Genomic DNA, 22,163 nt, shown 5'->3' with positions numbered 1-22,163 from the left:
CTGCATGGCGCAACTGCCGACGCGATGCAGTACCGAATCATCCCGCCGGACAGGCAATCAAAATTGCGGAGACAGCAGAATGGCCATCGATTTGAAGTCACTGAACCACAACCAGCTCACCGACCTCATTGCACGCGCCAAGGCGCGTCAGCACGAACTGGCGAAGGAGCGCGTGTCCAAGCTGCGCGACAAGATCCAGGCGCTGGTCAAGGCCGAAGGCGTCGCGCTGGATGACGTGTTCGGTGCCCGCGCCGGCCGTGGCGGCAAGGCGCGCAGCAAGGTCAAGCCGAAGTTCCGCAATCCCACCACCGGCGAAACCTGGAGCGGTCGCGGCAAGCGGCCGCGCTGGTTCGCCGCGGCGCTGGCCGCCGGCAAGAAGGAAAAGGACTTCCTCATCGGCTGAGCGGGCGATACGCCTGATGCTGCGAACGACGCCGGCCCCGTGCCGGCGTTTTTCGTTGCCGCCGGCCCGGTTTGGCGGACGTGCCGCGCTGCGGGATAATCGAGCCACGGTACGCCTGCGTGCCGCCCTCCCGCCGCCACCGACCCACTCATGAACCAAGCACCGATCTGGGAACCCAGCGCCGACCGCATCGATGGCGCGAACATCAGCCGCTTCATGCGTTTCGTGCGCGAGAGCACCGGCAACGAGGACATCCGCCGCTACGCGCCGCTGTACGAGTTCTCGGTACGCGACCCGGATCGATTCTGGTCGCTGGTGTGGGAGTTCTGCGGCATCCGCGCCCACGGCGACCTGCAGCCGGTGCTTGCCGACCGCGACCGCATGCCGGGCGCACGCTGGTTCCCCAACGTCACGCTGAACTTTGCGCAGAACCTGCTCCGCTTCAAGGACGAGCGCATCGCGATCGTGTTCCGCAACGAGTGGGGCGATCAGCGCGAGTTGAGCTACGCGCAACTGCATGCCGAGGTGGGTCGTCTGGCCCATGCCCTCCGGCAGCAGGGTGTCGGCGTGGGCGATCGCGTGGCCGGCTTCATGCCCAACATCCCGGAGACGATCATCGCCATGCTGGCGACGACCTCGCTCGGCGCGACCTGGTCGTCGTGTTCGCCCGATTTCGGCATCCGCGGCGTGGTCGACCGCTTCGGCCAGATCGCGCCCAAGGTGCTGTTCACGGCCGACCAGTACGGCTACGGCGGCAAGCGCTTCGATTGCCTGGAAAAGATCCGCGGCGTGCTCGACGAGCTGCCAGGCATCGAGCGCCTCGTGGTGGTGCCCTACAGCGGACAGCCGCTCAAGCTCGACGGTCTGCGCGGCGCGGTGGCGCTGCCCGATTTCGCCGGCACACAGGAGCGCGCGCTCGAGTTCGTGCCGGTGCCGTTCGACCATCCGCTCTACGTGATGTATTCCTCGGGCACTACCGGCGTGCCCAAGTGCATCGTCCACGGCGTCGGCGGCACGCTGATCCAGCACCTCAAGGAACTCGTGCTGCACACCGACCTCAAGCGCGACGACAAGCTGTTCTACTACACCACCTGCGGCTGGATGATGTGGAACTGGTTCGTCTCCGGCCTCGCCGTCGGCGCCACGCTCGTCGTGTACGACGGCTCGCCCTCGCATCCCGACGGCAATGCGCTGTGGAACCTGGCCGACGAAGTCGGCATCAGCGTGTTCGGCACCAGTGCCAAGTGGCTCAGCGCAATCGAGAAGGCCGGCATCAAGCCGCGTGAAACCCACAAGCTGCTGTCGCTCAAGACCATCCTCTCGACCGGCTCGCCATTGGCGCCGGAAAGCTACGAATACGTCTATCGCGACATCAAGGATCGCGTGCTGCTGGCCTCGATTTCGGGCGGCACCGACATCATTTCCTGCTTCGCCCTCGGCTGCCCGGTGCTGCCCGTATACCGCGGCGAGCTGCAATGTCGCGGCCTCGGCATGAAGGTCGAAATCCTCGACGACGACGGCAATCCGGTGCGCAATCAGGCCGGCGAGCTGTCGTGCGGCGCGCCGTTCCCGTCGATGCCGGTGATGTTCTGGAACGATCCCGACGGCAGCAAGTACCACAATGCGTACTTCGCCAAGGTCCCCAACGTGTGGTGCCACGGTGATCGGGCGCTGCTGACCGAGCACGACGGCATCGTCATCTACGGCCGCTCCGACGCGACGCTGAACCCCGGCGGCGTGCGCATCGGCACCGCCGAGATCTACCGCCAGGTCGAGCAGATCCCCGAAGTGCTCGAATCGGTGGCGGTCGGCCAGCACTGGGGCGAGGACGAGCGCGTGATCCTGTTCGTGCGCCTGCGCGAGGGACTCGCGCTCGACGATGCGCTGCGCGAGCGCATCCGCCACCAAATCCGCGTCAACACCACTCCGCGCCACGTTCCGGCGAAGATCCTGCAGGTCGCCGACATCCCACGCACGATCTCGGGCAAGATCACCGAGATCGCCGTGCGCGACACGATCCACGGCAAGCCAGTCAAGAACACCGATGCGCTGGCGAACCCGCAGGCGCTGGCATGCTTCCGCGACCTGGCTGAGCTGCAAACCTGAGCGGCGCCGCCGACGACGCCGCCCGCACCGCCGCTAGGGTGTCGCCTCGAATCCGTTGCGGAAGATCACATCGCCGAGGTACACACCCGTATTCATCGCATCATGGCGGAATTGCGGCCATGGCATGTTCGCCGGCGTCGCCACGCTGTTCGGGAATTTCCACGCGTACAGCGCGCCGATGCCGTTCGACGATGCGCCTGCGACCACGAGCACGATCTTCCCGTCACCATGCAGATCCGCCGCAGTTGGCGTCGAGAAGAAGGCCGACTGGCCCTGCATCTGGTACTGGGTGGGATTCGCTCCGCTGCAAACAGCCGGGGCCACACGCGAAATCTGATTGCCGTTGCGGTCCCACACCAGCAGGTAATTGGCGGATGGCTCGATGATCTCGGGCGCGCCGTCGCCATTCAGGTCAACGACGATCGGGGAGGCGTGCGAATCGAGCCAGTTGTTGTTGGTGGTGCACGTGGCGGCAGTCACGGCCGTCTTTGGCCAGCCCGGATACGGCGTGCCATTGCTGCGTATCACATGCACGACTCCGTCCTGGTCCGTGCCGCTGGTCTTGATCAGGTTCGATGTGATCGTCTCCAGCTTGCCGTCGCCATCGAGGTCGGCGAGGGCCGGAGAAATCTGCCGCGCCGACTGGTTGCTCACCGCATACGGCCAACCCGACATGCTCGACCCATTCGCCTTCCAGCCGTACACAAACGTCGATACCTGATGCGCGACGCCATCCGGCGCACAGCTCGGCATGTCCCAGCAGCGTCCGAACCCCGTCACGATCGACATGCCGCCATTGCCGGCGATGTCGCCGATGGCGGGCGACGAATAGACGACGTCGTCGAGCTTGATCGGAAAACCGGGCAGTTCGCCCACGCCGTGGCCCCTGAATGCACGGACCTGCCCGCCGACCTGGCGACCGTTCGGCAACGTGCCCTGCCCGCTGTCCTGCCCGATGATGACGTCGACCTGCCCGTCGCGATCGAGGTCGTACAGCGCGGGCGACGACCAGACCGTATCGATGACGTCCTCGGCCGCCCCCTTGCTCCACCACAGTGAGCAATCGGCGCGCAGCGCACGGATCTTGTGGTCCCAACCGCCGAACACGATCTGCCTCTCGTTCGGACGCGTCGCATCGAGTCGCCCGAGAGCCGGCGAGCTGAATATCCCGTTGGGAGCTCCGGGCGCCGGTTCATCGAGTGCCGTGAACGAGCACTTGATGGTCCCGTCGCGGCGCAGGACATGTACGCCGCCGCCACTGTGGGCCAGATCGGTGGTGCCGACGACGATCTCCGGGATGCCATCACCGTCAATGTCGGCAATCGCCGGTTTGCCGCTGATTCCAACCGCACCGGTCTTGCGGGCCCACAGGAACGTGCCATCGCCGTGATACGCAACGACGTATCCGGTGGTGGTGCCGACCACGATGTCCTTGACGTTGTCGGCGATCAGGCCCAGTCGAGCGACGGCGGGACTGGAAAACAGGACGAATCCGATGTCCGAGGGAATGCCGCTGCCCGAGAACTCGATCGGGAATGGCGCCATGCACGGCGGATTGTTGTTGGGCATGCAGGCGAACGACGCCGCCAGCACGGGAGTCGACGAAATAGCAAGCGATAGCGCCGCAAACCACCCGATTCTGTTCATCCCCGCCCCCCTCTGGCATCCGGCTTGAACGGCGCGATTATGGCGCGTTGCATCGACCATGTCGCCAAGAGCGGCTGCTCGCGCAGCGCTGTCCATCGACCTGGTGGCGCGCCGCTCAGGCCGGCCCGGTCTCACAATAGAGATCGAGATGGCACGTGCCATCGGTCCCCGCGCGCACATTGCACGCCTTCCATCGATCCATCACCTCGGCGACGCTTGAGCAGCGTCGGCGGACGCCATCGAACTCGATCGTTTCGATCTGGCGGGTGACATCAAACAGCGCCGACAGGTAGATCTCGGGTTCGACACGCGAATGGTTGCGGATCGCCACTGGATTGAATTCGGTGAAAATCGCCGGCCGGTGCTTGCGAACGAGCTCCGACAGGCTCGGCCACGCGACCGGCTCATGCCCCTCGATGTCGATCTTGACGACATCCAGCCGTTCAAGGTGACTCAGCAGGACGTGCAGCGGCTGGCACGGCACGAAAGCATCGGCCATGGCGGCTACCACATGCACGTCGACGATGCCGTTGGATGAGTTTGCGTTCCTGAGCATCGGCACCACGCCGACCGTCGATGAGGCGGCCACCGGCAACACGCTCACGTTGCGGAAGCCGTTGTGCCAGACGCCAGCGCACAGCGACTGCACATTGCGCGCGATCGGTTCGATCGCGTGAACCGAACCCGACGGGCCAACTTTCCTCGCCGCCGACAGCGTGAACGTGCCGATGTTCGCCCCGACGTCGAGCACGGTTCCACCACTGGGAATCCTCTCGACGAACGCCGGCAGCACGTGCGGCTCGTACTCTCCGCTGGCCCGCACGTGGTCTCCGATCAACGAATCGCCCCGCCATGGGAACAGTCGCAGCCCATGGAAGTCGATCTCGATCAATGCAGGCTCCGCGGTACGACGCGCCTTGTATTCATCGGACGACTCGATGATCGCGGCAATATCGAGTGCCGATAGCCGCTGCTCGACGAGCAGCCGGGTGTAACACGCGAGCCCTGACGGGTCAGGTTCGCGACCGAGCAGCAGGCGGTATGCGTGTCGGATGTCCGCTTCGGTGGCCTTCATGTTCATGCTCGATGTCCTCCGCTCATGTCAACGCGCCGGCGAGTTCGCTGCGCAGATCCGCAATGTCCTCGACACCGACCGACAGCCGGATCAGTCCATCGCTGATGCCAAGGCGCTTGCGTTGCGCCGGCGGAATCGAGGCGTGGGTCATGATCGCCGGATGCTCGATGAGGCTTTCCACGCCACCGAGCGATTCGGCCAGCGAGAACAGCCGGCAGCGCTCGAGCGTGCGCCGCGCCTTGCGCAGACCGCCCTTCACTTCGATGGTGACGATGCCACCGAAGCCGTCCATCTGGCGCTTGGCCAGCGCATGCTGCGGGTGCGACTTCAGGCCCGGATAGATCACGCGCTCGATGGCCGGATGCTTCTCCAGCCACTGCGCAAGTTCCAGCGCATGGGCGCAATGGGCGCGCATGCGCAGGTGCAGCGTCTTGAGTCCGCGCATGGCGAGGAAGGCATCGAATGGGCCCGCGACCGAGCCGACCGAGTTGTGCAGGAAGGCCATTTCTTCGGCCAGCCGCGCACTGCTGCCAACGACCGCGATCCCGCCGACCATGTCCGAATGGCCATTGATGTACTTGGTGGCTGAATGCACGACGATGTCGGCGCCATGTTCGATCGGCCGCTGCAGCATCGGCGACGAGAACGTGTTGTCGACCACGAACATGAGGCCATGCTTCTTCGCGAATGCGCCAACCTTGGCCAGATCGACCAGCTTGAGCATCGGATTGGTCGGCGTCTCGGCCCAGATCATGCGCGTAGTGGGCTTGAGCGCGGCCTTGAGCGCTGCCGCGTCGTTGAGGTCGACAAAGCTGAAGTCGAGCCCCGCACTGCGTCGGCGCACGCGCTCGAACAAGCGATACGTACCGCCGTAGAGATCGTCCATCGCGATCACGTGGCTGCCCGAGTCGAGCAGTTCGAGCACGGTGCCCGCGGCGGCCAAGCCGGACGCGAACGCATAACCCTGACGGCCCCCTTCGAGGTCGGCGACGCAGCGCTCGTAGGCCATGCGCGTTGGATTCTGCGTGCGCGAGTACTCGTAGCCCTGGTGCACACCGGGGCTCTTCTGGACGTAGGTCGAGGTCGCGTAGATTGGCGTCATGATTGCGCCGGTGGCCGGATCGGGATGCTGGCCGGCGTGGATGGCTCTCGTACCGAGACCGTGGTTCGATGTCCTATTGGTCATGTTCTGCTGCCGGGGTTGATGTACAAGTCGATGTGCATACCGCCGTCCATTGCAAATTCCTCGTCGGCGCACTGCCACTCACGCATGATTTCGTCGGGCGTGGCGCAGACGACGTTGTTGCGGTTGCGGTGCAGGACTTCGACGCGAGGCGCGTAGTCGAACAACACGCGCAGGTAGTCGACGGGTTCGATATCAGTGTTCGAGCGGATGCAGCGCGGGTGGAATTCCGTCAGGACGTGAGGCCGGTGCCTAGACAGCAAGCGCTCGGCGCCACGCCACGCATGGATTTCGTGACCTTCGATATCGAACTTGATAACGTCGAGTCGATCGAGGTGCGCGAGCTGGTCGTCGAGGCGCTGCGATTGCGCGATGACGCGGGTTCGTTGACTGCCGATTTCACCACGCCGGATGCCGGCATTCGACGACAGCGGGCTGGAGATCATCGGCACCAGACGCACCTCAGATGAGGCAGCGAACGGATACACCGTCACGTTGCCGAATCCGTTTTCCCAAACCGTTGCATAGATGAGTTGCACATTCTTGTCGAGCGGCTCCCACGCGATCACTCGACCGTCGGCCCCTACCAGATGCGCTGCCAAAGCAGTGAAATATCCGATATTGGCGCCGATGTCGACGAAAGTATCACCCTTCCTCGTCACGCTGCGCAGCATCTTCTCCACATACGGCTCGTAAGCGCGTCGTTGACTGATTTCAGCGCTGACATCGTTGTCGTGCGCGCTCACATACAGCGAATAGTCGCCCAGGTCGACAGGCAGCATTTCCGAATGAGCATGCTTCGAACGATACTCGTCGGACGCCATGATCGAACGTGCGAAGTCCGTCGGGCGCAGTCGCCCAATAGCCGCCTTCGTGTGATTGGCGTAGCCTGCCGGATCCGGCTCCCTGCCGAGCAGGAGCCGGTAGGCGTGACGGATGTCCTCGGCCGTAACGGAATCCGGATTACCTTGCATACTCCGCATGGATCGAATGGCTCCCTGGTTGAGGTGGTACGAGCACGCGAGCGCACTTGCGACCGTCATGCACGGTGACTCGGAATGCAACCAGCCGTGTCCTGAGTCCCATGCATCGGACGCTCAACCCGCCCTGCGACGCAGGTAGTTCAACAGGTCGATCCGCGTGATGAGGCCGACGAACTTCGCGCCGTCCATCACGATCGCGACGTGACCGACTTCGAACACCGGCATCAACGCCTCGATCGGCGCCTTCACGTCGAGCACGTGGAGTTTCTCGACCATCGCCGTCGACACCGTGTCGCGGAACTTCGTCTCGTCGGCGTGCACGTGCAGCAGCAGGTCCGACTCGTCGAGGATGCCGACGATCTTCTCGCCGTCCATCACCGGCAACTGCGAGACGTCGTACAGCTTCATGCGGTTGTAGGCGGTGATGAGCATCTCGTTGGGGCCGACCACCACGGTGTCGCGCTGCGCATACGGGCGCAGGATGAGGTCACGCAGGTCACCGGTCGGCTGGCGCTCGAGGAAGCCGTTGTCGAGCATCCAGTAGTCGTTGTACATCTTCGACAGGTATTTGTTGCCGGTGTCGCAGACCAGCGTGACCACCCGCTTGGGCGTGGTCTGTTCGCGGCAGTACTTGAGCGCGGCGGCCAGCAACGTACCGGTCGAGGAACCACCGAACACGCCTTCCTTGGCCAGCAGTTCGCGCGCGGCGAGGAAACTCTCGCGGTCGCTGATCGCGTAGGCCTTCTTCACACGCGAGAAGTCACTGATCGACGGCAGGAAGTCCTCGCCGATGCCTTCGACAAGCCAACTGCCCGACTTGGTCGCAAGCGTGCCTTCGTTGATGTACTGGGTGAGGATCGAGCCGACCGGATCGGCCAGCACGAGCTCGGTCTGCGGCGAGGCCTGCGCAAGGTAACGCGACAGGCCCGTCATCGTGCCCGAGGAGCCACAGCCGAACACGATGGCGTCGAGGCGACCGTCCATCTGGGCGAGGATCTCGGGCCCAGTGGCCTGCTCGTGGGCCAGCGGATTGTCGGGGTTGCCGAACTGGTTGATGAAGTACGCGCCGGGCGTTTCCTGCGCGATGCGGGCGGCCAGGTCCTGGTAGTACTCGGGATGGCCCTTGGCCACGTCCGAGCGCGTCAGCACGACCTCGGCCCCCATCGCCTTGAGGTTGAAGATCTTCTCGCGGCTCATCTTGTCGGGCACGACAAGGATGAGCTTGTAGCCCTTGGCCTGCGCGACGAGGGCCAGGCCCAGGCCCGTGTTGCCGGCCGTGCCTTCGACGATGGTGGCGCCAGGCTTGAGCTTGCCGGCCTGCTCGGCGCCTTCGATCATCGACAGCCCGATGCGGTCCTTGATCGAGCCGCCCGGATTGGCGCTTTCGAGCTTGAAGAACAGTTCGCAGACGCCGGTGTCGAGGCGCTGTGCCTTGACCATCGGCGTGTTGCCGATGAGCTGGAGAATGCTCTGGTGGATGGTCATGCGGTCTCCGCGAGACGGGCGGCGACCGGAGGGCGCCGCGGATCGGAAAATGCCCCCGTCGGGAGGCCGTCGCCGAATGATAGCGGAGCGCGGTACCCATCCGGCACATCGCGCGTCTGCGCGCGTGCCGGACGGGCGTGGAATCAGGAGGTCGCGGTCAGCTGCCCCCACATCGTGGTGAGCTTGTCCTTGGCCTGCAGCTTTTCCTTTTTCATCTTGTGCAGGGTCACATCGTCGACCGGCAATACGCCGATTTCCGCGTCGCGCACCTTGCTGTCCAGCTCCTGGTGTCGGTAATACAGGCTGCGGAATTCAGGGTTTGCCTGCATCAATGCCTCGACTTCTTCTTTCTGGCTCTGTTCGAACATCAGACAGCCTCCTCGGATTGGAAAAGCAAACGCGACGGCACGCCGACCATGACGTGCCGCCGCGTTGCGCGACGAGTGACACCAGTTTGCGATACGGCTCGTGATGAGCCGGCCTGACCCAGGGATGCGGTGCGATCGCACACGAAGCGTGGGGACTTCGCGCCCGGTGCCACTGCCAAGAAACACCGGAACGCGGGCCCCGTGAATCGTGGGGCTGAGGTTGAAGAATCCTCTGTCGCGATCGTTGCACTCATGGGCCAAGCTGTTTGCCCAAGTGGGTGCCGGAAGCCCGGTGCACTTGGGAGCTAGACCCTACTCCCTCACCACGAGCTTGGCAACCGCCGATGGCGGCATGAGCGGGCTCGCGGCGATCCGTTTCTATTGCGTTAAATTGGTTTGTAATCAAATAGATAATAAAACAGCGCGCGATGCGGCGTGCAGCGCGACGGCGGCTCCGGCCGCGCCCGGGGCGGGTCTGCGACGACACCCGAATGACACGGCGCCGGGCGGCGGGCCGGCCACCCATCGCAGCGCGCGCTACGGGCATGCAGCGGTTCAGCGCGTGGCCGGTGGCTGGCTTTTCTTCTTGGCGGCTGGCTTGGCCTGCGGCTTGGCAGGGGCCGACTGGGTCGGAGCGGCCTTGGCGGGTTTGTCGCTGAGGGCCGCCTCGAGCTCGGCTTCCTTCTTGGCCAGGGCAGCTGCCTTGGCCTGCGCGGCGGCCATGCGCTTGGCCTGGTTGGCCTCGGCGCGCGCCGCTTCGGCGGCTTGCTGGGCCTGCTCGCCCTCGGCGCGCGCGGCCTCGGCCTCACGCTGGGCGCGCTCGGCCTCTTCGGCGCGGATCTGTGCCTGCAGGCGTGCGCGTTCCAGCTCGGCGCGCGCCTGCTCGGCATCGCGTCGCGCCACGGCCACCTGCAGGCGATCGTTTTCGCGCTGCAGTTGGGTGCGTTGCCCTTCGAGCAATTCGGCCTCGGCGGCGGCCTGCGCCGCATCGATGCGCCGCTCGGCGATGTAGGCCCACAGTTCACGCTCGCTGCGCCGCGCCTCCTTGAGTGCGGCCAGCGACTCGCGGGCGCGATCCATCGCCACCGGCGCATGATTGGCCAACCGCGCATCGGTGGCGACGGCGTTGAAGCGATCGAGCAGACGCTGGTATTCGTCGTTGCGCGCCAGTGCGGTCGTGGCGAAACCCGCCAGTACCACGAGACCCAGTCGGGCCAGCTTGTTCACGGGTGACTTCATGGCTGGGCCTCCGCAGCGTCGGCAGGTTGGCGCGACAGTTCTTCTTGCAACGCAGCATTGCCGCGCTCGAGCTTGTCGACCGCGTGTTGCGCCTGGGCGCGGCGCGCGCGCGCGGCCGCCAGTTCGCTGTCGGCCTGTGATTGCAACGCGAGCGCGGCAGCCGCGTCGAAATCGCCCTGCGCCCGCGCCGCTTGCGCGGCTTCGTATTCACGCGCCGCCGCGTCGAGATCGGCGCTGGCAAACTCGCCTGCGCCGAGCGCTCGCGCGTTCTCCAGACCATGGGCGGCGGCGTTGAGCTGGTCGAGCGGAGGCCGGGTCGGCTCGCAGGCGCCCAGTGCAAACAGCGTCATCATCGCCAGAACGACGAATGACGCATGGATTTTTCCGCGATCTGGTGTCATAACGTAGCCGCTCGCTTGAAAGACGGATGGCTATTGTGGGAAGGCTTGCCGAGGTTTGGCAATCGCCACCCTGGCCCACGACGGCCTCCGACCCCACCACGTTCGCGAGAACCGCAATGGATATCGGCTACTTCCTGAAATTGATGACCGAGAAGGGCGCCTCGGACATGTTCTTGACCACCGGCGCGCCGGTCAACATCAAGGTCGAGGGCAAGCTGTACCCGCTCGGCAACACGGGCCTGCCCAACGGCATGGTCAAGAAGATCGCCTATTCGCTCATGGACGAAGGCCAAGTGCCACAGTTCGAGAAGAACCTCGAGCTCAACATGGCGATCGCGGTCAAGGACGCGGGACGCTTTCGCGTCAACGTGTTCAAGCAGCGCGGCGAAGTGGGCATGGTGATCCGCGCGATCAAGAGCGAAATCCCGAGCATCGAGCAACTGCGCCTGCCGCAGCTGTTCAAGAACATCATCATGGAGCCGCGCGGGCTCGTGCTGCTGGTCGGCGCCACCGGCTCGGGCAAGTCGACCACGCTCGCCTCGATGATCGACCACCGCAACTCCAACACGTCGGGTCACATCCTCACCATCGAGGACCCGATCGAATACCTGTACCGGCACAAGAAGTCGGTGGTCAACCAGCGCGAAGTGGGCCTCGACACCCACAGCTTCCACGAAGCGCTCAAGAATGCGATGCGCGAAGCGCCCGACGTGATCCTCATCGGCGAGATCCGCGACGCGACCACGATGGAAGCCGCGATCACGTTCTCGGAGACCGGCCATCTGTGTCTGGCCACGCTGCACTCCAACAACGCCGACCAGACCATCGAGCGCATCCTCAACTTCTTCCCCGAGTCGGCGCACAAGAACATCCTGATGAACGTCGCGCTCAACCTGCGTGCGGTCATCAGCCAGCGCCTGGTCATGGGCAAGGACGGCCATCGCCTGCCGGCGGTCGAGGTGCTGCTCAACACGCCGCACATCCGCGACCTGCTGCGTCGCGGCCAGGTCCACGAGGTCAAGGAGGCGATGGACCGCAGCCTGCAGGAAGGCATGCAGACCTTCGACCAGTCGCTGTATGCGCTGTACAAGGAAGGCAAGATCGAGCTCGAGGAAGCGCTCAATCACGCCGACTCGCGCGATGGCCTCGCGCTCAAGGTGCGTCTGGCCGAGGGCGGCGAATCGCCGATGGCCGAGACCTTCGACATGAACAACTTCTGATCCACGACGGTCGGCGGCCACGCCGCCCGGATCTCGATCGCGACACGCACACGGGCGCATCAGCGCCCGTGTGCGCAGCAGGTGGCGCCGCGCTTCAGTGCGCCTCGGCCGTCTGCTGATGGCGCGCCGCCAACCCCGACATGAGCCGATCGGTCCAGGCAATGCCGGCCGCGGACAGAATGAATACGCAGTGGATGATCGTCTGCCACATCACGCCTTGCGTGGTCAGGGTGGTGCACTGCTTGCCGGTGCCGACGGCGGCCTCGTTGGCCAACTGGGCGAGCAGTGCGGGCTCACAGAACGGCAGGCCGCCGAGCGCGCCAACCTCGATGAAGGTCTTGAGCAGGTGGATCGAGCTGATGCCGATGATCGCCATCGCCAACTTGACCTTGAGCACCGAGGCGTTGACGTGGCTGAGCCATTCGGGCTGATCGGGATGTTGCTCCAGGCGCAGGCGCGAGACGAAGGTCTCGTAACCGCCGACGATGACCATGATGAGCAGGTTGGAAATCATCACCACGTCGATCAGGCCGAGCACGATCAGCATGATCGACTGTTCGCTGAGCTTGAATGCATCGTGCAGCAGATGCCACAGCTCCTTGAGGAACAGGAACACGTAGACGCCCTGGGCCAGGATCAGGCCCAGATACAGCGGCAACTGCAGCCAGCGCGCCGAGAAGATCAGTGCCGGCATCGGCGCAAGATTGGGGATCGGGGAATTGCCTGGACGCATGCAGGGTAGACTCGTGCAGTGACTGGGGAAGTGGGTGGCGGCCGGCCGTTCAGGACGGTGCGCCCGGCGCCGCGTAGAGCTGCTCGGCAGGCTGGAACAGGATCCACGAAGTGGCGATGTACTTGTTGCCGCGCTTGGGCTGATTGCCGCGATGCGTGTGGGTGAAGCCGGCCGGCGCGATCAACAGCGAACCGACCTTGGGCGTCACCTTGCGCTGCTGGTACATGAATTCGGTTTCGCCCTCGTCGAAATCATCGTTGAGGTAGCAGGTCCACAGCAGCACGCGGTGCAGGTTGTCCATGTCACCCAGCTTGGGCGATGTCTCGCTGTGCCAGTACGGGTAGCCACCTTCGTTGGCGAAGTAGCGCTGCACGTTGATGTCGCCGGGACGGAATACGTGGGTGATCAGGCGCCGCAGGCCGGCGTCATCCATGCCGCGGATGTCGTCGGCGCCGAGCTGGGTCATGCGGCCATCGGGGGCCTTGCGGTACAGCGCTGTCGGTGCCAGCGCGAGATAGGTGTACTTGCGCACGTACTGCATCAGGCACTGCAACATGGTGGCGTTGAACAATCCCACCACCTCGCGCCACTCCGCGTGCTTGTTGATCGACAGGTCCCAACTGTCCTTGAGCTGGGTGTTGACGCCGCCGGCGGTGGCGCCGCGTGTCGCCTTGCCGCTGTCTTCGAACGCCGCGATGATCTGGCGGCAGGTCTCGGCCTGCAGTGCGCTGGGGTAAATCTCGATGAAATCGTCCACGATGCGGTCCTCAGGTCGATGGCGGCGATGCTACGCGATCTGCAGCACGCCGCCAGCAGCGATGCCGGCCAGCACACCCGCCACCACCTCGACCGGTCGATGCCGCTCGAGCACGAGCCGTGACCAGGCCACCGCCAGCGCGAGCACCAGCAGGGCGGCGATCGCCGGCAGCCACACTGGCAGGAATGCGGCGAGCGTGGTGAATGCCGCGTGCAGCGACAACTTGAATCGATGCGCCAGCAGCATGGCCACGCCGACGAGGGCGGCCGACAGTGCGAGCGCACGTGTGAGCAGGGTCGGCCCCTGCAGCCATCCGCAACCGGCGGCGGCCACTGCCAACACGATCAGCAGCAGCCGATTGAGGTCGCGCCGTTCGCCGCGCGCGCTCGCATCGAGATGCGACCAGCGGCCACTGCGAACCCGCCACAGGCTGTAGCCGAGCACCGACAGCGACAGCGCGCCGAGCCCCAGGCCAAGGTTGCGCACAGCCGCGACGTCGGCACCGCGCGACAGCGCGCCGAGCATTGCCGCCAGCGGCAACACCAGCAGCGGGTGGCCGACGATCGAGATGCCGCGCGCGAATGCGTGGCCCGCCCTCAAGCATCGGCCTCGCGGTGATACGCGGTGACGCGCTCGACCTCGTTGCGCGAGCCGAGGAACACCGGCACGCGCTGGTGCAGCGTCGTCGGTTGCAGGTCGAGGATGCGTTCGCGCCCGGTGGTCGCCGCCCCGCCAGCCTGTTCGACGATGAAGGCCATCGGGTTGGCTTCGTACATGAGACGCAACTTGCCTGGCTTGGCTGGGTCCTTGAGGTCGCGCGGGTAGATGAAGATGCCGCCGCGGGTGAGGATGCGATGCACGTCGGCCACCATCGAGGCCACCCAGCGCATGTTGAAGTCACGCCCACGCGGGCCGGTCTTGCCGGCCAGCAGCTCCTCGATGTAGCGCCTCATCGGCGCTTCCCAGTGGCGCAGGTTCGACATGTTGATCGCGAACTCGCCGGTGTCGGCCGGGATCTGCAGGTTCGAGCCGGTCAGGATGAAACTGCCCTGCTCACGGTCGAGCGTGAAGCTGTGCACGCCGTCGCCAAGCGTGAGCACGAGCACCGTGCTCGACCCGTACACGGCGTAGCCGGCCGCGACCTGGCGCGTACCGCGTTGCAGGAAGGCGGTCTCGCCGGGATCCTTGACGCCGTCGGGGCAGCGCAGCACCGAAAAGATCGTGCCCACCGAGATGTTGACATCGATGTTGGACGAACCGTCGAGCGGATCGAACACGAGCAGGTATTCGCCCTTCGGGTAGCGGTTGGGGATCGGATGCGGGTCGTCCATCTCCTCCGAGGCGAGCGCGGCCAGATGGCCGCCCCACTCGTTGGCTTCGAGCAGGATCTCGTTGGACAGCACGTCGAGCTTCTTCTGGGTCTCGCCCTGCACGTTCTCGGTGCCGGCACTACCGAGCACGCCACCGAGCGCGCCCTTGCCGACGGCGATCGAGATGCGCTTGCACGCGCGCGCGACGACTTCGATCAGCAGGCGCAGGTCGGCATTGATATGGCCATGCTGGCGCTGCTGCTCGATCAGGAAACGCGACAGGGACACCTTGGACGGGGACGACATGGGCAGGGCTTCCGCGACAGGAATCGGCCTATTGTCGCGGCGCAGGCGCGGGGAAGCCACCGCCCGCCGCGTGCCGACCCCATCCTCCGGCACTGGACCGGCGCCGGTGCGGTGCCATCATGCGTGCTTTGCCCTGGGAGAAATGCCATGAAGCATGCCTGCCTTGCCCTGCTGTTGTGCCTGGCACTGACGCCACTGGCCCACGCCAGCCCGGCCGACGACCAATTCCAGGCCATCTACGGCAAGGAATGGACCTGGCGCCAGCAGCAATTGGGCGGCTATGAGGACGAGGACAGCGCATCGAGTCCCCAGGCCGCGCACCTGCCCGAAGTCGGCGCCAAGGCGCAGGCCGCCCGGCTGGCCTACTGGAACGACGTGCTGGCGCAGCTCGACGCCATCGCGGTCAAGGATCTGTCGGCCGACAACCAGGTCAACTACGCGGTGTACCGGCCGCAGATCGAGAACCTGGCAGCGGCGATCCGCTTCCGCGATTACGAAATGCCGTTCAACAGCGACTCGCAGTTCTGGTCCAACCTTGGCTTCATGACGCGGCGCCCATTGCGCGACGAAGCGGCCGCGCGCGCCTACATCGGCAAGCTCGACGACGTGCCGCGCTACTTCGACGAGCAGATCGCCAACATGCGCGCCGGCCTCAAGCGTGGCTTCTCGGTCCCGCGCGCGGTACTCGACGGACGCGACGTGTCGATTGCCAGCTACGCCGAGGTCAAGTCGGCCGAGGACAGCGAGTTCTACCAGCCGCTCAGGGACCTGCCGACCTCGATGTCACCAGAGCTGCAGGCCCGCCTGCGCAGCGACGCCCAGCGAGCGATCCGCGAGCGCGTGATCCCGGCCTACGCCAAGCTCCTCAAGTTCTTCCGCGATGACTACGTGCCGCACGCGCGCAAGACGCTCGCCGCCGAGGCGATGCCCAACGGCAAGGCCTGGTATCGGCAGCAGATCCGCGAATACACCACGCTCGATCTCGACCCGGAGGCGATCCACCAGATCGGTCTGCGCGAAGTCGCGCGCATCGATGCGCAGATGCAGGCGACGATGCGGGAGACCGGCTTCAAGGGCGACTTCCCGGCGTTTCTCGCCTTCCTGCGCAGCGACCCGCAGTTCTATGCCAAGACCCCCGAGGAACTGCTGATGCGCGCGGCCTGGATCGCCAAGCAGGTCGACGCCAAGCTGTCGCGCTATTTCGGTCTGCTGCCGCGCGGCCGCTTCGGCATCGAGCCGGTACCTGCCGCGATCGCGCCGTTCTGGACCGCCGGGCGCGGCAGCGCGCACACCTACTGGGTCAATACCTACGACCTGCCGTCACGGCCGTTGTACAACCTGCCGGCACTGACGCTGCACGAGTCCGCGCCCGGCCATGCCTTGCAGGGCGAGCTGGCCGAGGAGCAGACCGGCTACCCGGCCTTCCGCAGCAACAGCTACATCTCGGCCTATGGCGAAGGCTGGGCGCTCTACTGCGAGAAGCTGGGCCAGGAGATGGGCATCTACCACACGCCCTACGAGGAGTTCGGCCGCCAGACCTACGAGATGTGGCGCGCCGCACGGCTGGTCATAGACACCGGCATCCACCACAAGGGCTGGACGCGGCAGCAGGCCATCGACTACCTCGCCTCGCACACGGCCTTGTCGCTGCATGAGGTCGAGACCGAAGTCGACCGCTACATTTCCTGGCCGGCGCAGGCGCTCAGCTACAAGCTCGGCGAGATCAAGCTCGTCGAGCTGCGCGCGCGCGCCGAACAGGCACTGGGAGCGAAGTTCGATCTGCGCGCATTCCACGATCGCGTGCTCGCGCTCGGCTCGGTGCCGCTGCCGGTGCTCGAGCAGCAGATCGATGCATGGATCGCGAACGTGAAGAACGCGCCCGCAGCGGGCGCCCCCAAGGCCTGACTGCAGCCACCCGCGCCACGGGTCGTGGCGCGGGTGCCAGGCTCAGGGTTTGCCGCCCGCTGCCGGGTGGGCCGCAGCCGGCGACGCGGGCGCGGTCGCCTTGCGCGCGGCCGCGTCGCGCTCGATCTGCTGCTTCCATTCCTCGAGGACCGCGGCCCGCGCGGCAGCGCCGCGAGGCGTATCGCCGTCGGCCGCGCCTGACTTGGCGTGGTCCTCGGGATCGCCCGTGCCGATGTAGCGCACGAGGCGCGCGAACTGTGCGCCAAGCATGTCATCGACCTGCGGCGCCCACTGATCGAGCGCGCTCGCCGAGCTGCCGTTGACGCGGTATTCAACGTCGATGCGCGCGGTGCCGTCCTCGTTGTAGCGGACCCAGAACGTCAGCACGCCGGTCAGCGCGAATTCCTGCAGCGGGCCGAGTGCGGTCTCGAGTCGCAGCAACTTGCCCGGGATGGCCATGAGCACGCGGCCGTGCTCGGCGCTGCCGTCGGCCCAGCGCTCGCAGAAGCAACCGCCGGCCTCGGCCTTGAGGCTGAGATTGGCCGCCTTGCCGGACCAGGTGTGTTCGTCGCTCCACCACCGCGGCAGTGCGGCCACCGCGGCATAGGCGCGCGCGGGCGATACCGTCGTCGACTGCGTGAATGCGAGGAAGAAGCCGTCGGGCGCAGCCTGCCGTACCTCGGCCAGCACGGATGTGGCCGGCAGGGCGAGGGCGAGACAGGCGCCGGCACGCAGCAGTTTCATCGGACGCTCCTGGAATCCATGCGGCCTTCTTCGAACGCGCGGCCGCAGCGATAGTTTCCGCGAAGCGCCGCTGTCTGGCGAGAACTTCACGTACGAAGTAATATGTAACTAAACTACATCAATGGAGAAACGCCATGGAAACCGCCGCATCGTCGCGCAGCGGCCCGCAGGCGAGGCTCGGAGGTGCCGGCCTGCGCGCGTTCTTCGCGATCGCCGAGCGTTGGGGCCTGCGCGTGGCCGAGCAGCGCCGCCTGCTCGGCGACCCGCCGGAATCGACCTTCTACAAGTGGAAGCGCGAGCGCGACGGCGCGTTGTCGCGCGACGTGCTCGAACGCATCAGCTACGTGCTCGGCATCTTCAAGGACCTCGCGATCCTGTTCCCGGAGCCGGCGCGCGCGGATGCCTGGGTGCGCGCGCCGAACGCGGCGCCAACCTTCGGCGGCCGCTCCGCGCTCGAGCGCATGCTGTCGGGCAACGTCGCCGACCTCTACGTCGTGCGCCAGTACCTCGACGCGCAGCGCGGCTGGGGCTGACGTGGCCGTGCCGCCGTTGAAGCGCATCCGCTGGACGCGCGCCTACCGCATCGTGCCGAGCCGCTTCCCGCCGGTCGGCGTGTTCGACCGCATCGCCGACCCGGCCGACCTCGACGCGCTGTACGAGATCGAGGCATTGACGAACCCGCGCCTGCGCGAGGATGTCGGCAGCCTCGCGATGGTGCCCAAGGAGCGCCGTATCAGCGGCCCCGGCACGACGCCGGTCATGGCTGCCTTCACGCACCTGAACCCGGAAGGCAGCCGCTTCTCAGACGGCAGCTGGGGCGTGTTCTACGCCGCGCATGCGGTCGCGACCGCGATCGAGGAAACGGTCTGGCATCGCGAGCGTTTCCTGCGCGCGACGAACGAGGCACCGCTGGATCTCGAGATGCGTTGCTATCGCAGCGCCGTGCAAGGGCGCCTGCACGACCTGCGCGGCGACTGGAAGGCCGAGCACGCGCGAGACAGCTATGTCGCGAGCCAGACGCTCGCGCGCGCACTGCGCGCGCAGGGTTCGAACGGCCTCGTCTACGACAGCGTGCGCCATGCCGGCGGCGAGTGCGTCGCACTGTTCTACCCGGACCTCGCCGCGCCGTGCGTGCAGGTGCAACACCTCATCTACCGTTGGGATGGTCGACGCATCGCGGCTGTGCTGGAGGTGACGGCAGTCCAGCGTGCCTGAACCGTGCGGGCGCTGCGGAACAGCTGGCAAAGCCGGACAACGAGCTGCCATTGCATGGCAGCGGTCGCGGTGGAGCTGCGCCACGCATTTCACATCAAGCCGTTCGTGCCTGCCACGACGACACGCCTCCACACGCGGAAGCGATTCTTCAAGGCATCACACGTCGCCGTCGGCGCTCCAGCCTTCACCGCTGCCGCGGTTGAACACCGCGTCGCCGGCAAGCACGTCACCCGCAGCGATCGTCGGCAGGCTCGCCAGCTCGCGGTAGTACGGCGTGAAGTCAGGCTGCGTTGCATGCATGAGCTGCTCGAAGCTGTCGATGACGAAGTAGGTCTTCTGGTAGCTGTCGATGCGGTAGCGCGTGCGCATGATGCGCATGAGGTCGAAGCCGATGCGGTTGGGTGCGGCCGATTCCAGGCAGTGGATCGACTCGCCCTTCGAGCTGAGGATGCCCGCGCCATAGATGCGCAAGCCGTCAGGTTGCCGGATCAAGCCGAACTCGACCGTGTACCAGTACAGGCGCGTCAGATACATGAGCGCATCGGCGCCGATGCCATGCGCCTTCACGCCGCCACGACCATAGGCCTGCATGTAGTCGGCGAACGCCGGATCGAGCAGCAGCGGCACGTGGCCATACAGGTCGTGGAACAAATCGGGCTCGGCGATGTAGTCGATCTGCTCGGGTTTGCGGATCCACCAAGTGACCGGAAAACGCCGGTTGGCCAAGTGCTCGAAGAACGTGAGTTCCGGCAGCAGCCCCTCGACGCCGACGATCTGCCAGCCCGTGCTGCGGGCCAGCACCTCGTTGATGTCGTCGAAGCGCGGAATCGCATCGGCGCTCATGCCGAAACGCTGCTGGTTGGCGACGAACTCGCTGCACGAGCGCCCCTGCAGCACCTCGCGCTGGCGCTCGAACAGCCGCGCCCAGGTGGCGTGCTCGACCGGCGTGTATTCGGCCCAGGGCTGCTCGACGACGGCGGTCGTGTAGACCGGGACATACCCCTTGTCGGTGTGCAGGCTTTCGACGCGGCGCGCTTGCGGTGACATGGCACTGCCCTTGGGGAAGCGAGACCGCCACTTTAGCGCCTGCGCTGCACGGCTGCATGCGGCGCTGCGTTCCGAACCGATGCGGCGCGCGGTCGGCGCGGTGCCGATCGCCGACCACGGCGCGGCGAGACGACTGGCGCCGATCGGCCCGGCCGCAACCGCTCAGGAGGGTTGTTGCGGTGGCGCCGGCGGGCGCTGCCGGAACACGATGATCTGCGCCCCCTGCGGCGGCGCCTGGCGCTGCCACAACACCGGTACCTGCTGCGCACGCGGCAACTCCAGTTCCGCATCGGGCGCCGGTTCTTCCACCTCGTCTTCCCAGCTGTAGTGCTTGCGCGGAGGCAGTGGATCACGGCGGAAGAACAGTACGGCCGCCAGCGACCCGGCAATCGCACCCGCCAGGTGATACTCGAAACTGACGTGCTGCTCGGTCGGCATCACCGACGCGAGCATGCTTCCGTACATGAAGAACACCACCAGCGAGATCACCACCGCAAGCCGATCGCGGCGCAGCAGCCCGGCAAGGAACAGGAACATCATCAGGCCGTTGGCGACGCCACTGGCGCCCACGTGCACCGAATCGCGCGCGAACAGCCACACGCCCAAACCCGACAGCAGCCAGATCATCGGCAGGGCCAGCCGCGTGGCGCGCGGATAGGAATACAGGGTCAGCGTCGTCAACAGCGTGATCGGCAGCGTGTTGGACATCAGGTGCGCGAACGAGGCATGTGCGAGCGGCGCGGTGAGGATGCCGCTGAGGCCGCCGAGCTGGCGCGGCCGGATGCCGAGGTCGTCGAGCGGCCAACCGAGCAGCCAGGTGGCCAACCACAGCAGCCACAGGCCCGACGTCAGCGCCAGCGCGCCGAGCGCCGCGTAGCGAATGCGCTGGCGATCGCGCACGACGCTGAGCGCGGTCGGATCGGGCAGTGGGCGGATGTCCATGGGCCAAGGATGGGGGCGCGCGCGGCGGCGTCAAGGCGCGCGCCGCGCCCGATGCCACGCCACCACGCCGCCGACCGCCTCAGCCGCTGCGCCGCGGCGCCACGACGAGACTGGCGAGCATCGATGCGACGATGAGCGCGGCGACCACGCCCAGCGCCAGGCCGATCGGCATCTTGTACCAGGGCGCGACCAGCATCTTGGCGCCGATGAACACGAGAACGGCCGCCAGGCCATAGCCGAGCAGATGGAATCGATCGGCCATGCCCGCGAGCAGGAAGAACAGCGCGCGCAAACCCAGTACCGCGAACACGTTCGAGGTCAGCACCACGAACGGATCGAGCGTCACCGCAAAGATGGCCGGAATGGAATCCACCGCGAACACCACGTCGACCACGGCCAGCAGCACGAGCACGAGGAACAGCGGCGTGAACGCCGTGCGGCCATCCTCGACCACGCGCAGTTGCTGGCCGTGGAAGCCGCGCGTGATGCGCAGATGACCACGCATCCAGCGCAGCACCGGGTTGTGGTCCAGATCGGGTTCGCTGGGCGGCGTCAGCAGCATCTTGGCGCCGGTCACCACGAGGAACACGCCGAACAGGTACAGGATCCAGTGGAAGCGCGCGATCAGCGCCGCACCGACCAGGATCATCAGCGCGCGCAGCGCGATCGCGCCGAGCACGCCGAGCATGAGCGCGCGCTGGCGCAGCTCGGCAGGCACCGCGAACGTGTTGAGCACGAGCAGGAACACGAAGATGTTGTCGACCGACAAGGCCTTTTCGAGCAGGTAGCCGGTAAGGAACTCGAGACCGACCTCGTTGGCGGCGGCGCGGCCGCCATGGCCGTCGGTCCACCACCACAGTGCCGCATTGAAGGCCAACGCCAGCGCGATCCAGGCCAGGCTCCACCACGCCGCTTCGCGCAGCGACACGCGATGCGCCCCATGCCGACCCAGCACCCAGAAATCAACGACCAGCGCCACGCAGACGATCGCGATGAAAGCGATCCACAGACCCGGTGTACCCATCGTATGCATGCACAACCTCGCGAAAGCGGGACTTCACGGGTCGATCGCGTGGGATGCGCTTGTTGCGGAC

Annotated in this window: 22 protein-coding genes; 6 read left to right on the top strand and 16 right to left on the bottom strand. The window is 66.0% G+C overall.

Going from position 1 to position 22,163, the window contains the following annotated elements; genetic code table 11:
• Positions 1 to 79 precede the first annotated feature (79 nt).
• Positions 80 to 403 carry an H-NS histone family protein gene (locus KF903_RS04650; protein WP_291211640.1) on the top strand — a complete coding sequence of 108 codons (324 nt, stop codon included), beginning with the start codon at positions 80 to 82 and terminating at the stop codon, positions 401 to 403.
• 150 nt (positions 404 to 553) lie between these two features.
• On the top strand, positions 554 to 2,509 hold the full coding sequence (locus KF903_RS04645; RefSeq protein WP_291211638.1) for an acetoacetate--CoA ligase: 1,956 nt from the start codon (positions 554 to 556) through the stop codon (positions 2,507 to 2,509).
• 33 nt (positions 2,510 to 2,542) lie between these two features.
• Here KF903_RS04645 and KF903_RS04640 read toward each other — a convergent pair whose 3' ends face one another.
• From KF903_RS04640 to KF903_RS04605, 8 genes are all read right to left on the bottom strand, one after another.
• Entirely contained in the window at positions 2,543 to 4,252 is a 1,710-nt protein-coding gene (locus tag KF903_RS04640) for a VCBS repeat-containing protein (RefSeq protein WP_291211636.1), read from the bottom strand.
• A 19-nt stretch (positions 4,253 to 4,271) separates the two neighbouring features.
• Positions 4,272 to 5,237, bottom strand: coding sequence for an FkbM family methyltransferase (locus KF903_RS04635; RefSeq protein WP_291211633.1), 966 nt, complete (start codon positions 5,235 to 5,237; stop codon positions 4,272 to 4,274).
• A 16-nt stretch (positions 5,238 to 5,253) separates the two neighbouring features.
• A complete protein-coding gene (locus KF903_RS04630) occupies positions 5,254 to 6,417 on the bottom strand; it encodes a PLP-dependent aspartate aminotransferase family protein (protein ID WP_291211630.1) in 1,164 nt (387 codons plus the stop codon).
• Positions 6,414 to 7,457, bottom strand: coding sequence for an FkbM family methyltransferase (locus KF903_RS04625; protein ID WP_291211628.1), 1,044 nt, complete (start codon positions 7,455 to 7,457; stop codon positions 6,414 to 6,416). Before KF903_RS04625 ends, KF903_RS04630 begins: the two co-directional genes overlap by 4 nt.
• 54 nt (positions 7,458 to 7,511) lie before the next feature.
• On the bottom strand, positions 7,512 to 8,882 hold the full coding sequence (locus KF903_RS04620) for a pyridoxal-phosphate dependent enzyme (RefSeq protein ID WP_291211625.1): 1,371 nt from the start codon (positions 8,880 to 8,882) through the stop codon (positions 7,512 to 7,514).
• Between the two features lie 143 nt (positions 8,883 to 9,025).
• A complete protein-coding gene (locus tag KF903_RS04615) occupies positions 9,026 to 9,250 on the bottom strand; it encodes a YdcH family protein (protein ID WP_291211623.1) in 225 nt (74 codons plus the stop codon).
• Positions 9,251 to 9,805: 555 nt separating this feature from the next.
• A complete protein-coding gene (locus KF903_RS04610) occupies positions 9,806 to 10,489 on the bottom strand; it encodes a hypothetical protein (RefSeq protein WP_291211620.1) in 684 nt (227 codons plus the stop codon).
• The gene (locus tag KF903_RS04605; RefSeq protein WP_291211618.1) at positions 10,486 to 10,842 is read right to left on the bottom strand and encodes a DUF4398 domain-containing protein; all 357 of its coding nucleotides are present in this window, start codon (positions 10,840 to 10,842) and stop codon (positions 10,486 to 10,488) included. The genes KF903_RS04610 and KF903_RS04605 overlap by 4 nt, the downstream gene beginning before the upstream one ends.
• A gap of 164 nt (positions 10,843 to 11,006) precedes the next feature.
• On the opposite strand from KF903_RS04605, the gene KF903_RS04600 reads away from it, so the two are divergent.
• Positions 11,007 to 12,110, top strand: coding sequence for a PilT/PilU family type 4a pilus ATPase (locus KF903_RS04600; protein WP_291211616.1), 1,104 nt, complete (start codon positions 11,007 to 11,009; stop codon positions 12,108 to 12,110).
• A gap of 94 nt (positions 12,111 to 12,204) precedes the next feature.
• On the opposite strand, the gene KF903_RS04595 is transcribed toward KF903_RS04600, so the two are convergent.
• Genes KF903_RS04595 through KF903_RS04580 form a run of 4 tightly spaced genes read right to left on the bottom strand, consistent with a single transcriptional unit; the run spans position 12,205 to position 15,216 of the window.
• Positions 12,205 to 12,843, bottom strand: a complete 639-nt coding sequence (locus tag KF903_RS04595; protein WP_291211613.1) for a TIGR00645 family protein — start codon at positions 12,841 to 12,843, stop codon at positions 12,205 to 12,207.
• 49 nt (positions 12,844 to 12,892) lie between these two features.
• The gene (locus tag KF903_RS04590) at positions 12,893 to 13,600 is read right to left on the bottom strand and encodes a 2OG-Fe(II) oxygenase (RefSeq protein WP_291211610.1); all 708 of its coding nucleotides are present in this window, start codon (positions 13,598 to 13,600) and stop codon (positions 12,893 to 12,895) included.
• 30 nt (positions 13,601 to 13,630) lie between these two features.
• The gene (locus KF903_RS04585) at positions 13,631 to 14,200 is read right to left on the bottom strand and encodes a hypothetical protein (RefSeq protein WP_291211608.1); all 570 of its coding nucleotides are present in this window, start codon (positions 14,198 to 14,200) and stop codon (positions 13,631 to 13,633) included.
• Positions 14,197 to 15,216 carry a class 1 fructose-bisphosphatase gene (locus KF903_RS04580; RefSeq protein ID WP_291211605.1) on the bottom strand — a complete coding sequence of 340 codons (1,020 nt, stop codon included), beginning with the start codon at positions 15,214 to 15,216 and terminating at the stop codon, positions 14,197 to 14,199. Before KF903_RS04580 ends, KF903_RS04585 begins: the two co-directional genes overlap by 4 nt.
• A 147-nt stretch (positions 15,217 to 15,363) precedes the next feature.
• On the opposite strand from KF903_RS04580, the gene KF903_RS04575 reads away from it, so the two are divergent.
• Complete coding sequence (locus tag KF903_RS04575) at positions 15,364 to 17,121, top strand: DUF885 family protein (RefSeq protein WP_291211602.1); 1,758 nt, start codon at positions 15,364 to 15,366, stop codon at positions 17,119 to 17,121.
• Positions 17,122 to 17,163: 42 nt separating this feature from the next.
• Here KF903_RS04575 and KF903_RS04570 read toward each other — a convergent pair whose 3' ends face one another.
• Positions 17,164 to 17,865, bottom strand: coding sequence for a hypothetical protein (locus tag KF903_RS04570; protein ID WP_291211600.1), 702 nt, complete (start codon positions 17,863 to 17,865; stop codon positions 17,164 to 17,166).
• A gap of 134 nt (positions 17,866 to 17,999) precedes the next feature.
• Between KF903_RS04570 and KF903_RS04565 the strand changes: the two genes are divergently transcribed.
• Both KF903_RS04565 and KF903_RS04560 read left to right on the top strand, forming a co-directional pair.
• The gene (locus KF903_RS04565) at positions 18,000 to 18,398 is read left to right on the top strand and encodes an antitoxin Xre-like helix-turn-helix domain-containing protein (RefSeq protein WP_291211597.1); all 399 of its coding nucleotides are present in this window, start codon (positions 18,000 to 18,002) and stop codon (positions 18,396 to 18,398) included.
• 7 nt (positions 18,399 to 18,405) lie between these two features.
• The gene (locus KF903_RS04560) at positions 18,406 to 19,080 is read left to right on the top strand and encodes an RES family NAD+ phosphorylase (RefSeq protein WP_345777731.1); all 675 of its coding nucleotides are present in this window, start codon (positions 18,406 to 18,408) and stop codon (positions 19,078 to 19,080) included.
• A 156-nt stretch (positions 19,081 to 19,236) separates the two neighbouring features.
• Here the strand turns inward: KF903_RS04560 and phhA are convergent, their stop codons facing one another.
• From phhA to KF903_RS04545, 3 genes are all read right to left on the bottom strand, one after another.
• Positions 19,237 to 20,127, bottom strand: coding sequence for a phenylalanine 4-monooxygenase (gene phhA / locus KF903_RS04555; RefSeq protein ID WP_291211591.1), 891 nt, complete (start codon positions 20,125 to 20,127; stop codon positions 19,237 to 19,239).
• A gap of 162 nt (positions 20,128 to 20,289) precedes the next feature.
• A complete protein-coding gene (locus tag KF903_RS04550; RefSeq protein WP_291211588.1) occupies positions 20,290 to 21,069 on the bottom strand; it encodes a rhomboid family intramembrane serine protease in 780 nt (259 codons plus the stop codon).
• Positions 21,070 to 21,148: 79 nt separating this feature from the next.
• Positions 21,149 to 22,102: a TerC/Alx family metal homeostasis membrane protein gene (locus tag KF903_RS04545; RefSeq protein WP_291211585.1), complete on the bottom strand. Its 954-nt coding sequence runs from the start codon at positions 22,100 to 22,102 to the stop codon at positions 21,149 to 21,151.
• Positions 22,103 to 22,163 lie beyond the last annotated feature (61 nt).

Origin of the sequence: Dokdonella sp. (assembly GCF_019634845.1) — a bacterium.
In the GTDB taxonomy this organism is placed as follows: Bacteria; Pseudomonadota; Gammaproteobacteria; order Xanthomonadales; family Rhodanobacteraceae; genus Dokdonella_A.
Note: the sequence above shows the minus strand (reverse complement) of the source record. Positions and strands in the feature narration are given on the sequence as shown.